The 12,441-nt window shown below is 66.7% G+C and carries 11 protein-coding genes; 6 read left to right on the forward strand and 5 right to left on the reverse strand.

Annotation, left to right across the window (positions count from 1 at the left end; genetic code table 11):
* Positions 1–253: 253 nt before the first annotated feature.
* A complete protein-coding gene (locus DDE13_RS20655; RefSeq protein ID WP_111406113.1) occupies positions 254–937 on the forward strand; it encodes a TerB family tellurite resistance protein in 684 nt (227 codons plus the stop codon).
* A gap of 97 nt (positions 938–1,034) precedes the next feature.
* Here DDE13_RS20655 and DDE13_RS20660 read toward each other — a convergent pair whose 3' ends face one another.
* From DDE13_RS20660 to DDE13_RS20675, 4 genes are read right to left on the reverse strand one after another with little or no spacing between them, the layout of a single operon-like run.
* A complete protein-coding gene (locus DDE13_RS20660; protein WP_111406114.1) occupies positions 1,035–2,600 on the reverse strand; it encodes a Ppx/GppA family phosphatase in 1,566 nt (521 codons plus the stop codon).
* A 55-nt stretch (positions 2,601–2,655) separates the two neighbouring features.
* Positions 2,656–4,869: an RNA degradosome polyphosphate kinase gene (locus tag DDE13_RS20665; protein ID WP_111406115.1), complete on the reverse strand. Its 2,214-nt coding sequence runs from the start codon at positions 4,867–4,869 to the stop codon at positions 2,656–2,658.
* A complete protein-coding gene (locus tag DDE13_RS20670; protein ID WP_111406116.1) occupies positions 4,860–5,537 on the reverse strand; it encodes an HdaA/DnaA family protein in 678 nt (225 codons plus the stop codon). The genes DDE13_RS20665 and DDE13_RS20670 overlap by 10 nt, the downstream gene beginning before the upstream one ends.
* Positions 5,537–6,706 carry an AI-2E family transporter gene (locus DDE13_RS20675; RefSeq protein ID WP_111406117.1) on the reverse strand — a complete coding sequence of 390 codons (1,170 nt, stop codon included), beginning with the start codon at positions 6,704–6,706 and terminating at the stop codon, positions 5,537–5,539. The genes DDE13_RS20670 and DDE13_RS20675 overlap by 1 nt, the downstream gene beginning before the upstream one ends.
* A gap of 138 nt (positions 6,707–6,844) precedes the next feature.
* On the opposite strand from DDE13_RS20675, the gene proS reads away from it, so the two are divergent.
* Positions 6,845–8,182 (forward strand): proline--tRNA ligase, encoded by a 1,338-nt coding sequence (gene proS, locus DDE13_RS20680; RefSeq protein WP_111406118.1) that lies wholly within the window; start codon positions 6,845–6,847, stop codon positions 8,180–8,182.
* Positions 8,183–8,241: 59 nt separating this feature from the next.
* On the opposite strand, the gene DDE13_RS20685 is transcribed toward proS, so the two are convergent.
* The gene (locus tag DDE13_RS20685) at positions 8,242–8,892 is read right to left on the reverse strand and encodes a hypothetical protein (RefSeq protein WP_111406119.1); all 651 of its coding nucleotides are present in this window, start codon (positions 8,890–8,892) and stop codon (positions 8,242–8,244) included.
* Positions 8,893–9,166: 274 nt separating this feature from the next.
* Between DDE13_RS20685 and aqpZ the strand changes: the two genes are divergently transcribed.
* The 4 genes from aqpZ (at position 9,167) to DDE13_RS20705 (ending at position 12,383) form a co-directional block, all read left to right on the forward strand.
* Positions 9,167–9,898, forward strand: coding sequence for an aquaporin Z (gene aqpZ / locus DDE13_RS20690; protein ID WP_111406120.1), 732 nt, complete (start codon positions 9,167–9,169; stop codon positions 9,896–9,898).
* 65 nt (positions 9,899–9,963) lie between these two features.
* Positions 9,964–11,241 (forward strand): ABC transporter permease, encoded by a 1,278-nt coding sequence (locus tag DDE13_RS20695; protein ID WP_111406121.1) that lies wholly within the window; start codon positions 9,964–9,966, stop codon positions 11,239–11,241.
* On the forward strand, positions 11,234–11,917 hold the full coding sequence (locus DDE13_RS20700; RefSeq protein ID WP_111406122.1) for an ABC transporter ATP-binding protein: 684 nt from the start codon (positions 11,234–11,236) through the stop codon (positions 11,915–11,917). The genes DDE13_RS20695 and DDE13_RS20700 overlap by 8 nt, the downstream gene beginning before the upstream one ends.
* A gap of 61 nt (positions 11,918–11,978) precedes the next feature.
* The gene (locus tag DDE13_RS20705) at positions 11,979–12,383 is read left to right on the forward strand and encodes a c-type cytochrome (RefSeq protein WP_111406123.1); all 405 of its coding nucleotides are present in this window, start codon (positions 11,979–11,981) and stop codon (positions 12,381–12,383) included.
* Positions 12,384–12,441: the final 58 nt, after the last annotated feature.

Here is a 12,441-nt window from a genome sequence, read left to right on the forward strand (position 1 = left end):
CTCCGTTTTCGATCTTGAATCAGAAATGAGACCAAACGGGAATCCCTTGATTGCAGACACGGCCTAAGGCAAGAGCAAATGCCAAGTGTTTCAATGGGTGTCTCCCTCTTTGCATTCGTTAACGCCACGATAGGCACGCGCCCTTTTCTGGTCAAACAATTTGTTAATCTATCATTCCGTCCCGTGGGTGTTTGCGAAATGGCCGCAGCGGTTTCGACTGTATGCGGTGCCGCACAATTGATAGCGTCTCGCCATGTCGATCTGGTCCCGCATATCCGCTGCTCTTGCCGCCTTGCGCGATGGTCAGCCGCTTTCGGCGGTGTTCGACAAGTTGCGCAGCCCGCCGGAACGGTCGGTCGCCTTCACCATCGCCGTCATCGCCTTGGGGGCGAAGATGGCCAAGGCCGATGGCGCCGTCACGAAATCCGAGGTCACGGCGTTCCGCGACGTGTTCCGCATCCCGCCGGGCGAAGAGGCGAACGCGGCGCGGGTCTTCAACCTTGCCCGCCAGGACGTTGCCGGGTTCGACGCATATGCAAGGCGGATCGCCGCCATGTTCGGCCCCGGCCATCCTGCGCTGTGCGACCTGATGGAGGGGCTTTTTCACATCGCGCTGGCTGATGGCGATTACCACGACGACGAGGATGCGTTCCTGCGTGACGTCGCAGGCATTTTCGGGCTGGACGACCTGCGGTTCCGCCGCCTGCGCGCGCGGTTCGTGGATGGGGGCGAACGCGACCCTTACGCCATTCTGGGCGTGTCGCCCGACGCCAGCGATGCCGAGCTGCGCTCGGCGTGGCGCGAACAGGTGCGCGATTGCCACCCCGATCAGCTGGCCGCGCGCGGCGTGCCGGAAGAGGCCGTCAAGATGGCTGAACAGCGGCTGATCGCCATCAATGCGGCGTGGGAAGAGGTCCGGGCGCAGCGCGCGACCTGATCGCGCTGCGCGGGGGCAGCGGGGCAGTTTCGTCCACTGTGCATCCGTGGCGGTCCATGATGTTCTGGGGTCGGCCGCTACCGGTGGTCCGGGGCGTTCAGTCGTCGGCCATGGCGCGGCGCAGGGCCACGACCTCCGTCTCCGCCCCCAGCGCCTTGGCCAACGCCGCAAAACGCGCCTGCGCGACCTCACCATAGAGCGCCATGGCTTGCGGGCCGATGGACAGCACCAGCCGCTTGCGGTTGGGATGCCAGCGCAGCGTACCCATGTGGTCGGCCTTCTGCGCCGTGAACATCGCGCCAAAGCGCATGGCCCGGCCCAGGATCTCGGCCTGCTTCACGTCCTCGGGATCCATCATCGCCACGAGGTCTTCGAACCGGCTTTCGGGGCTGCGCGTGCTCTTGTAGCGGTGCATCAGCGACAGGCCGAGGAAGATCCGCTCCGGGTGGCTCAAACCGCCGAAGTTTGCCCGCGTCGCGTAGTCGAAACACACGTCCCCGCGATAATCGGGATGACTGCGCCAGCTCACGTCATGCAGCAGGCATGCGGCCTTTATCAAGCGCAGGCGGCTTTCGGGCGTGCGGGAATAGATCGGGCGGATGAAGCGGTAGAGCACCTTGCCGAATCCGGGCACACGGGAATCCTTCGCCTCCGCGAAGCGCGCGGCTTCGATCAGCGGATCGCGGTCGCGCAGGACCTGCGGCATCTGCTCGTAGAGCAACCCTTCGCGCAGGCCATAGCTGGATACGGCGATCTCGCGCGGCCTGAGCACGCGCAGCACCCCCGCCAGAACCTCGGCGGCATAGGGAACCAGCGACAGGCGCGTGCCAGACACGCCGCTCATGGTCTTGAGCGCGACGGCGTCGGTATCGGTGATCCATTTCAGGGTCGTGCGCAGGTCGGCGGGACGCATCTGGTATTCGTGCAGCACCTTAAGGGGGTAGTTGCGACGCGTCATGTCGAGCTTGGCAATCGCGCGCCACGACCCACCCACGAGGAAAAGCCTGTCGGGCAGGGTGCCCATCCGGGTGCGCAGCATGTCGAGCTCGGCGTCGATATGGGCGCGCATCGCCTTGCGGCCGCCCGGCAGGTTGCGCAGTTTAAACGGGCCGAGCGCGCTCGTGGCCCGCGCCCCGACCGCACCATTCGCGACATGCGCGAGTTCCATGGACGACCCGCCGATATCGCAGACCAGCCCCTCGGCCCGCGGCCAGCCCAGCAGCACACCCTGTGCCGACAGGCGCGCCTCTTCGGGGCCATCGATCACGTACAGCGACAGGCCCGTTTCGCGTTCGACCTCGGCGCGGAATTCGTCGCCATCCTCGGCATCGCGCATGGCGGCGGTGGCGACAGCCGACAGGGGGGCAAGGTCCAGCCCCTCGGCCAATGTCTGGAACCGGCGGATCGCGTCCAGCGCGCGGACCTTTCCCTCAGGGTTCAAGCGTCCGGTCAGGGACAGGCCCTCGCCCAGTCCGCACATCACCTTTTCGTTGTAGAAATAGGCCGGGCTGCGTGCCGCGCCGTCGAAGATCACCAACCGGACCGAGTTCGACCCGACATCGACAACGCCCACGCGCGACAGGTTGCGCACTGCCGGATCGCCGAACAGCGGCCGCCCGAACGGCCCCCAGTCATCGGGAGTGTTTTCCACCGCGCCGTCCATATTGCCTCCGGTGTTCGCCGTTAACCTGCCGCGATGCGGCTTGCCGGGTCAACCGTCATGGTGCATCCCGGTCCCGCGCCAGCCGCGGCACATCCGCCGCCCCGGCAGATCCGCGCCCCGACAGCGACGGGTTCTGCATGAAGAACCGGTGGCAGTTGAACCCGGTGGCCGCCGCCGCGCGATCCCGGAAGAACTGGCCATCGGGTTGCAGGACCCAGCTTTGCGCCTCGTCATGCAGGTTCGCGGCCATGATCTGGCTGACGATCTGTTCCTTCACGGTGGCGTTGTGACACTCCACCAGCGTTTCCACCCGGCGGTTGAGGTTCCGGCCCATCCAGTCTGCGGATGAAAAGAACACCCGCGCGCCGGGGGAGGGCAGCCCGTGCCCGTTGCCGAAGCACACGATTCGCGAATGTTCGAGAAACCGGCCCACGATGGACTTGATCCGGATGTTCTCGCTCAGGCCCTTGATGCCCGGGCGCAGACCGCAGATGCCCCGGATCACGCACAGGATCTGCACGCCTGCGCAGCTTGCGGCGTAAAGCGCGTCGATCACCTCGGGTTCGATCAGCGCGTTCATCTTGATCCAGACATGGGCAGGGCGCCCGGCGCGGGCATGGGCGGCCTCGGCTTCCAGCATGGCGATGATGTCGGCCTTCATGTCGCGCGGGCTGATCGACAGGTTCTCGAGTGCCTGCGGCGGGGCGTAGCCGGACAGGTAGTTGAACACCTTGGTGGCATCCCGCCCCAGCGCGTCGTCGCAGGTGAAGAACGACAGGTCTGTGTAGATGCGCGCGGTGATCGGGTGGTAGTTGCCGGTGCCGTAGTGGGAATAGGTCACCAGCCGGTCGCCTTCGCGGCGCACGACGCTGCTGATCTTGGCGTGTGTCTTGTAGTTCACGAAACCATAGACGACATGGGCGCCGGCGCGTTCCAGCGTGCGCGACTGGCGGATATTCGCCGCCTCGTCGAATCGTGCCTTCAGTTCCACCAGCGCGGTGACCGACTTGCCGTCCTCCGCCGCCTCGCACAGGGCCGCGACGATAGGGCTGTCGCGCGACGTGCGATAGAGCGTCTGCTTGATCGCCAGCACGTCCGGGTCATGGGCCGCCTGGGTCAGGAACCGCACCACCATGTCGAAGGTCTCGTAGGGGTGGTGCAGCAGCATGTCCTTCTGGCGGATCGCGGCGAACATGTCACCGTCGTGGTCCTGCACCCGTTCCGGCACGCGCGGCGTGTAGGATGGCCACAGCAAGTCGGGCCGGTCGTCGATCACCAGTTCCTTCACGTCCACGATGCCGATCATGCCACCGACCTCGATCACCTCGTCCTCGGTGACGCGCAATTCGCGGCTGATGATGGCGCGCAGTTCGGACGGGGCGCCGGCAGAGATCTTCAGCCGGACCACCTCGCCCCGGCGGCGGCGTTTCAGCGCGGTCTCGAATTCCCGCACCAGGTCCTCGGCCTCTTCCTCCACTTCCAGGTCGCTGTCCCGCAGCACCCGGAACTGGCAGTCGCCCACCAGCCGGTAGCCGGGAAACAGACTGCCGAGATGAAGCAGCAAAAGGTCTTCGAGCAGCAGGAAACGGTATTCGTCCGGCTTGCTCGGCAGACGCACGAACCGGTTGATCTGCTGCGGGATGGGCAGCAGGGCGCGCAGTTCCTTGTCGTCGGACTTGCGCTCCAGCATCAGCGCCTGCACCAGCCCGGTGTTGGGGATGAAGGGGAACGGGTGCGCCGGGTCGATGGCCAGCGGCGACAACACCGGGAAGACCTGCGTCAGGAACACCTGTTCGAGGTAGCTGCGATCGGCGCGGGTCAGCCGGTTGCGCGTGACGATGCGGATGCCCTCGGCTTCCATCTCGCGGCGCAACTGGCCGAATACGCGCTGCTGGGTCTGCATCAGGGTGCGCGCGTCGCGGTCGATCATCACAAGCTGCTGCGCCGGGGTCAGCCCGTCGGCGGCGGGCGTGGTGTTGCCCTCGCGCGCGAGTTCCCGCAGGCCGGCCACGCGCACGGTGTAGAATTCGTCCAGATTTGCCGCCGAGATCGACACGAAGCGGAGCCGTTCGAGCAATGGCACGGACGGATTCTCGGCTTCTTCCAGCACGCGCCAGTTGAACGCGAGCCACGACAATTCGCGGTTGAAGAACCGGTCGGGTCCGGTGGCGTCGAAATCGTCCAGCGTGACAGGCGGCGGGCAGGGCGTGCCAAGGAAATTCGCCGCGCCGCCGGTACCGGCGGCGTCACTGAGGTCGGTCAGGGGCATCGGGTCTGCTTCATCTGCGCCAGAACGTCGCCCGCCATGGGCCGCGAGACGCGCTTCTGCCGGTTCAGCGCAACGCGGTCAAGCGCGTCCACGATCCGTGCCGCCGCAGCAAGCGACCGGTCCATGCGCGCCACGATATAGCGCAGCACGTGGTCGTCGAGCGCAAGCTGGCGGTCGTCGCACAGTTTCACCAGCGCCATGGTCAGCAGCGCGTCGTCGGGCAGGTCCAGCCGTGCCACCGGGCAGGCGCGCAGCCGACTGTCGAGATCCGGGAGCGCGATCCCCCATGTGCCGGGCACGTCCCGCGCCGTCATCAGCAGTGGCGTGCCATCGGCCTCCGCCCTGTTGAGCAGGTGGAACAAGGCTTCCTCGGCGACGGGATCGCCCGCGACCGCATCGGCATCGTCGAGCGCATAGGCCGGGGCGGGGGCGGGCCGGGTGAACCCGGCGCCTCGCAGCGGCGTCACGCCCCGGTCCGCTGCCCAGATCGCGGCAAGATGCGTCCGCCCGGACCCGGCGGGGCCGGCCACGACCATCCGCCGTGATGGCCAGTCCGCCACGGCATCGACCGAGGCCAGCGCAGCGGCATTCGCGGGTGTCACCATGAAATCGGCCCGCCCGAGCCGCGGATCGGGCGCCAGATCGAGCGTGAGTTGCGCCGGTCCCATCACCCCGCCGCCTTGCCCGCCGGGGTCACGTTTTCGGGGGCCGCGTCGTCGGGCGATGTGTCCTCTGCGCCGGGATCGAGCACCGGATCTTCCGACAGCGCCGGGTCCCGTTCCAGCGCCTTGAGCCCGAGATAGAGCCGACCGCTGCGGTATTCGGAAACGAGAAACCGCACGACCACGCCGATCATCGCCGACACCGGCACCGCCACGAGCATCCCCACGAAGCCGAACAGCGCCCCGAAGATCGACAGCGCCAGCAGCAGCCAGACCGGGTGAAGGCCCACCGAGCTGCCCACGAGCTTCGGGGTCAGGATGTTGCCCTCGACCAACTGCCCGAAGAAGAAGATGCCTGCGATCAGCGCGATCATTACAGGATCGCCCCAGAACTGGAACACGGCCAGCCCGATGGCCAACCCACCGCCGACGAGCGACCCGACATAGGGGATGAAGGAAATCAGCCCCGCGATGGCGCCGACGACCAGCCCGAAATTCAGGCCCGCCAGCATCAGCGCGATGGAATAGAAAGTCCCCTGGATCAGGCAGACCAGGCCCTGTCCGCGGATGAAGGATGCCAGTGTCCTATCGATGTCGGACGCTAGCCGGCGCACCACAGGTGCGTGGTCGAGCGGCACGAGATCGTCGATGGCCGCGACCATCCGGTCCCAGTCGATCAACAGGTAGAACGATACGACTGGCACGATGAACACCAGTATGACGATGTTCACGAGGCTCATGGCCGAATTGACCACGTTTTCCAGCAGGGCCACGCCCTTGTCACGGATCGTGTCGCCCAGTTCGGGGATCGTGTCCTTCAGGGTGGCGCCCTGGTCCATCAGGCCGGGAAAGCGCGTCTCCAGCGCCCCGCGCAGGTTGTCGAACAGTTGCGGCGCGATGTTCACAAGGTCGATCGCCTGTCGGATCAACGCGGGCAGCACCAGGAGCATCAGGACCGTCGCGGTCAGCAGGATCAGGGCCGTGATGACGACAGTCGCCAGAACGCGCGAAAGCCCCCACTTCTCCAGCCGGTCTGCCAGCGGGTCGAGCAGGTAGGCGATGGCGCCGCCCAGAACGAAGGGCAGCAACACATCGCCAAGCACCCATAGCACGACGAAGAAAACGACCGCCGCGATGCCCCAGTATTTCGCCTGCTCCCGCGCCGGAAGTGCCATGCTGCCCCCAATGTCCGATGCGCATTCATCGCCCATGCACCCGCCCCGTGCAACCCGCGGCTTGGGCCGGGGTGCTTGTGCGGCGGGGGCATTTCGCCTAAGCGCGGCGGCGTGCGTCAACGCTGCAAAGGGGTCCCCATGCGTCTGTCCCGCTATTTCCTGCCCGTGCTCAAGGAAACGCCCTCGGAAGCCCAGATCGTGAGCCACCGGCTGATGCTGCGGGCGGGCATGATCAAGCAGGCGAGCGCGGGGATCTATTCGTGGCTGCCGCTGGGGTTCAAGGTGCTCAAGCGGATCGAGCAGATCGTGCACGAGGAACAGGTCCGGGCCGGGCACATCCCGATGCTGATGCCGACCCTGCAATCGGCCGACCTGTGGCGCGAAAGCGGCCGCTATGACGACTATGGCGAAGAGATGCTGCGCATCACGGACCGGCACGGGCGCGACATGCTCTATGGACCGACGAACGAGGAGTTGATCACCGACATCTTCCGCGCCCATGTGGGCAGCTACAAGGACCTGCCCCTGACGCTTTATCACATCCAGTGGAAGTTCCGCGACGAGGTGCGCCCGCGCTTCGGCGTCATGCGGGGGCGCGAGTTCTACATGAAGGACGGCTACAATTTCGACCTGACGAAAGACGCCGCGCTGCACGCATACAACCGGCATCTCGTCAGCTACCTGCGGACGTTCGAGAGGCTGGGGCTGCAGGCGATCCCGATGCGCGCCGACAGCGGGCCGATCGGCGGCGACGACACCCACGAATTCCTGGTGCTTGCCGAAACGGGCGAGTCCGAGGTGTTCTATGACAGTGCCATCACCGACCTGAAATTCGGCAACCGCGCTATCGACTATGACGACGTCGACCAGTGCCGCGCAGTGCTTGAGGAATTCACCGCACGCTACGCCCGCACCGACGAAACCCACGACGAATCCGTATTCGCCGAGGTGCCCGAAGACCGCCGCCGCCGCGCGCGGGGGATCGAGGTCGGGCAGATCTTCTATTTCGGGACCAAGTATTCCGATGCGATGGGGGCCACCGTCGTCAACGAGAAACAGGAACGCGTGCCAGTGCACATGGGCAGCCACGGGATCGGTGTCAGCCGCCTTGTCGGCGCTATCATCGAGGCGAGCCACGACGACCGTGGCATCATCTGGCCCGAGGGCGTGACTCCGTTCCATTGCGGCATCGTCAATCTCAAGCAGGGCGATGCCGAAGCCGATGCCGCCTGCGATCAGCTTTACGCGGCACTGACGGCACGGGGGCTGGAGCCACTTTACGACGACCGCAACGAACGGGCCGGGGGCAAGTTCGCCACCATGGACCTCGTCGGTCTGCCCTGGCGGATCACCGTCGGGCCACGCGGACTGAAATCCGGTGTGGTCGAACTCACCTCGCGCCGGTCCGGCGAAAGTGTCGAACTGACCCCCGAAGCCGCCGTGGCGCGGATCGCGGAAATCTACGCGGCAATCTGATCGGTGATATGCCTGACGGGCCGGGTACCCGTGTGGAACCCGGCCTCCCCGGCGGAGTGTCAGCCCCGGCGCGCGCGTCGCAGGGCTGCCAGGCCGCCCAGGGCCGTCAGCATCGGCATCAGCGCAGCGGGCAGCGGAACCGGCGCCACATCCAGTCGCGCCACGGGCAGAGTGTTCGACGACAGCCACAGGAACTGCGCACCGCCTGTCACGTCCGTCGATCCGCCAAGGGCGAACAATCCGCCGCGCGCAGCATTGAACGCATCCTTGGCCGCGCCGAGATCGATGGTCAGTGCGGGCATAGCGCCGCTCGCGCCGGGGGTCGGCACGCTGATCGATCCGAGAACCGCGCCATCCCCGAGATCCGCATAGACATCCCGTCCGCCCATGTTGGCGGCGACCGCGTCACGGGTGGCATCGGACACGGCGAAAAGGCTGAAGGTGACGGTGTCCAGCGCGCCGAGCCCCGAATAGGAGCCATTCGACATGATGGTCAGCGACAGGTCGGCCGCCATCGGGGCGTCGGCGAGATCGAAGACGAAGTAGTTGTTGCGGAACGATCCCTCGAGGATGTTCGGGGTGCGCTGTCCCGCGCTCGACACCGCGCCGCTGGCGATGGTGTCGAATTGCAGCGGGCTGGCCGCGGCAGGGAGGGCCGCGAGACCCGCGGTGGCGAGCGCAATGATCGAAAGGTACTTTGCAAGGGGCATGGAACTGGCCTTCATGGGCAATGACGGGGGCGCGGCGCACAGCCTGTGGCCGCAAAGCTCTGTTAACCGCGTTTCATGACAACTTGTTGTCGGCGCGCGGCCGGGCGATTGACGGCAGGCCCATCGCACCGGACGGCGTGCCGCGCGCCCACGCGCAACCTGCGCGACAAGGTGTCAGGGACGTCTTTTTCGCTTTGGCGGCAGCACAAGCTCACCCATCATTCCGCTGCGCGAAGCAGGAGGCTTCGCGTTGCTCAGATATGGACACGAGCTCATGACAAATCGACTTCTTGCAGAATTTGTTGGCACCTTCTGGCTTGTATTTGGCGGCTGCGGCGCCGCCGTTCTTGCGGCCGGTGTGCCGTCCGTCGGCATAGGCTGGCTGGGGGTCAGTCTGGCCTTCGGGTTAAGCGTGATGACCATGGCCTATGCCGTCGGACACATATCCGGCGGGCACTTCAACCCGGCGGTTTCACTTGGTCTCGCCGTGGCGGGGCGGTTCGAATACCGCGATCTGCTGCCCTACTGGGCGGCGCAGACGTTGGGGGCTACGGCCGCCGCCATGGTCCTGTTCATTGTGGCCTCCGGCCAGACAGGTTTCGCCGGTACCGGCGGATTCGCCACGAACGGGTACGGCGCCGCCTCTCCGCAGGGGTACGCGATGATGTCGGCGCTGGTGATCGAGGTTGTTCTGACCGCGATATTTCTTGTCATCATTCTTGGCGCGACGTCACCGAAGGCACCGGCTGGGTTCGCGCCCATCGCCATCGGGCTTGGCCTGACCCTCATCCACCTGGTGTCCATTCCGGTCACGAACACGTCGGTCAATCCAGCGCGGTCCACCGGCGTCGCCTTCTTCGCGCAGACGGGGGCCTTGCAGCAGCTATGGCTTTTCTGGCTGGCGCCGCTTGCGGGCGGGGTGCTTGGTGCGGTCATCTGGAGCATCCTGGCCCGCGACGCGAGCCATTCCGCCCCCGCGACCCCGCCGGGGATGGACCCGGCCTGACGGATTGACGGTCGCGCGGCGGCGCGACAGAAGGGGGCAGCCATCAGGAGCCTGCCCCCTTGCCCATGCCCCGACCCTTCGCCGCCCATGAATGGCTGATCGCCTGGCGCTACTTGCGCGCCACGCGTGCCGAGGGTGGGGTCAGCGTCATGACCTGGATCTCGCTCATCGGCATCACGCTCGCTGTCTTCGCGCTGATCGCCACGCTGGCGGTGCGCTCGGGCTTTCGAACGGAATTCGTTGACACGATCCTCGGAGCCAACGCCCATGTGACCTACTACAGCTTCACGCGCACGAACGAGGACGGGACGAGCACCAACACCTTGGATGACTATGCCGACCGGGCCGCGGTGCTGCGGGCCGTGCCGGGGGTCACACACGCGGCGCCGGTGGTGCGCGGGCAGGTACTGGCCGGGGCGGACGGGCGCAACATCGGGGCGCAGGTCGTCGGCATGGCGGGCGACGACGTTGCCGCGCTGCCTCGGATCGTGACCGAGGACATGGGGCAGGGCGATTTTTCCCGCTATGGCGACGGCGTCGCCGTGGGCAGCGGGATCGCGCGCCAGCTTGGTTTGCGCGTGGGGGACAGCATCCGGTTGCTTTCGCCCGACGGGGCGCGGACACCCTTCGGCACGTCGCCGCGGGTCGGGGTCTACGAGGTGGTCTATATCTTCTCCGCCGGGCGCTACGACATCGACGGAACCCGCATCTACATGCCCTTCGCCGAGGCCCAGTCCTATTTCAACCGCGACGGGGTGGCCGACCAGATCGAGCTTCTGCTCGCCGATCCCGAGGCGCTGCCGGACGTGATGCCGCGCCTGTGGCAGGCGGCAGGACCTGGCGGCGCTTTCCAGACGTGGCAGGACACCTCGGGCGCCTTCCTGCGCGCGCTGGAGGTGGAAGACAACGTGATGTTCGTCATCCTGTCCGTGCTGGTGCTGATCGCGGCCATGAACATCGTGTCCGGCCTCATCATGCTGGTGAAGAACAAGCAGACCGATATCGGCATCCTGCGCACCATCGGGCTGACCGAGGGCGCGGTGCTGCGGGTTTTCTTCATCTGCGGCGCCTCGGTGGGTGTGGCGGGCACCCTCGCGGGCGTCGTGCTGGGCTGTCTCTTCGCCATCTACATCGACCCGATCTTCGCGCTGGTGAACGGCGTGTCGGGCGGCGGCGTGTGGGACCCGTCGATCAGGGGGATCTATTACCTGCCCGCGCAGTTGCGCATGGGCGACGTGGCGACGGCGATGGCGCTGTCGCTGGGCCTGTCCTTCGTGGTGACGATCTTCCCCGCCCGGCGGGCCGCGCGCATGAATCCGGTGGAGGCGCTGCGCCATGGCTGACCCGGTGCTGTCCCTGGACGGGATCACGCGCATCTACAACCGCGGCTCCGTGGCCGAGGTGGCGGTGCTTCAAGGTGTCGACCTGACGCTGAACGGGGGCGAGATCGTGGCGCTGGAGGCTCCGTCGGGCGCGGGCAAGTCCACGCTCCTGCACATCGCCGGGCTGCTGGACCGGCCCGACGGGGGCGCGGTGCGCATCGGCGGCCGCGATGTGGCGGGAATGGGCGACCGGGCACGCACGGGGCTGCGGCGGGCAGAGATCGGCTTCGTCTACCAGTTCCACCACCTGCTGCCCGAGTTCACGGCCTTGGAGAACGTGGCCTTGCCCCAAATGGCGGCAGGCATCGCGGGCAGGTCTGCGCGGGCGCGGGCGGCCGAACTGCTGGACCGTGTCGGGCTGGCGGCGCGCGCGGATCACCGGCCCGCGGCTCTGTCGGGGGGCGAACAGCAGCGCGTCGCCTTTTGCCGCGCACTTGCGAACCGCCCGCGACTGCTGTTGGCGGATGAACCCACCGGCAATCTCGACCCCGGCACGGCGGACCAGGTGTTTGCGGTGATGCTCGGTCTCGCGCGGGATGAAGGGCTGGCCGCGCTGGTGGCCACACACAACCCCGATCTGGCGGCACGCATGGACCGGCGGCTCCGGTTGCAGGCGGGTGTGCTCGTTCCGGCGTGATCGTGGCGTTGTGCAGCGCGTCCGCCATGCTAGGGTGCCCGAAACGGATAGGGGGCAGCACATGAAACAAGCCGCTATGGCCGTGATCGCCGTTACGGGGATCGGGGTGGCCGCGTGCCAGAACGTGCCGGTCACACGGCTTGACGTCGCCCGGCAGGATTTCGCGGATCACTGCGCGTCGTGCCATGGTGCGGATGCGCGCGGCGAAGGCCCTGCCGCTGCGGGCATGAACGTGCCGCCACCGGACCTGACGCTGCTCAGCGAACGCAACGGCGGGGCGTTTCCGCTGGTGGAGGTCATGAGTCAGATCGACGGCTACACCCGCGGCCCCAGCGCCATGCCCGAATTCGGCAGCCTGCTGCTGGAGGATACGATGGTCATGGTCGAAACCTCGCCCGGCGTGCAGACCCCAACGCCCGAACGGCTGGTGCTGATGGCGCGGTATCTTGAGACACTCCAGCGTTAGGCCGTGTCTGCATTCATCTGAGCCAGTCGAGGGCGGAGACGAGGAAGACGAAGCCCAT

This window comes from Meridianimarinicoccus zhengii (genome assembly GCF_003254465.1).
Lineage (GTDB): Bacteria > Pseudomonadota > Alphaproteobacteria > Rhodobacterales > Rhodobacteraceae > Meridianimarinicoccus > Meridianimarinicoccus zhengii.

Coding starts and splice junctions, on each gene's coding strand:
- DDE13_RS20655 (WP_111406113.1), top strand. CDS start 254: ATGTCGATCTGGTCCCGCATATCCGCTGCTCTTGCCGCCTTGCGCGAT.
- DDE13_RS20660 (WP_111406114.1), bottom strand. CDS start 2,600: ATGGACGGCGCGGTGGAAAACACTCCCGATGACTGGGGGCCGTTCGGG.
- DDE13_RS20665 (WP_111406115.1), bottom strand. CDS start 4,869: ATGCCCCTGACCGACCTCAGTGACGCCGCCGGTACCGGCGGCGCGGCG.
- DDE13_RS20670 (WP_111406116.1), bottom strand. CDS start 5,537: ATGGGACCGGCGCAACTCACGCTCGATCTGGCGCCCGATCCGCGGCTC.
- DDE13_RS20675 (WP_111406117.1), bottom strand. CDS start 6,706: ATGGCACTTCCGGCGCGGGAGCAGGCGAAATACTGGGGCATCGCGGCG.
- proS (WP_111406118.1), top strand. CDS start 6,845: ATGCGTCTGTCCCGCTATTTCCTGCCCGTGCTCAAGGAAACGCCCTCG.
- DDE13_RS20685 (WP_111406119.1), bottom strand. CDS start 8,892: ATGCCCCTTGCAAAGTACCTTTCGATCATTGCGCTCGCCACCGCGGGT.
- aqpZ (WP_111406120.1), top strand. CDS start 9,167: ATGACAAATCGACTTCTTGCAGAATTTGTTGGCACCTTCTGGCTTGTA.
- DDE13_RS20695 (WP_111406121.1), top strand. CDS start 9,964: ATGCCCCGACCCTTCGCCGCCCATGAATGGCTGATCGCCTGGCGCTAC.
- DDE13_RS20700 (WP_111406122.1), top strand. CDS start 11,234: ATGGCTGACCCGGTGCTGTCCCTGGACGGGATCACGCGCATCTACAAC.
- DDE13_RS20705 (WP_111406123.1), top strand. CDS start 11,979: ATGAAACAAGCCGCTATGGCCGTGATCGCCGTTACGGGGATCGGGGTG.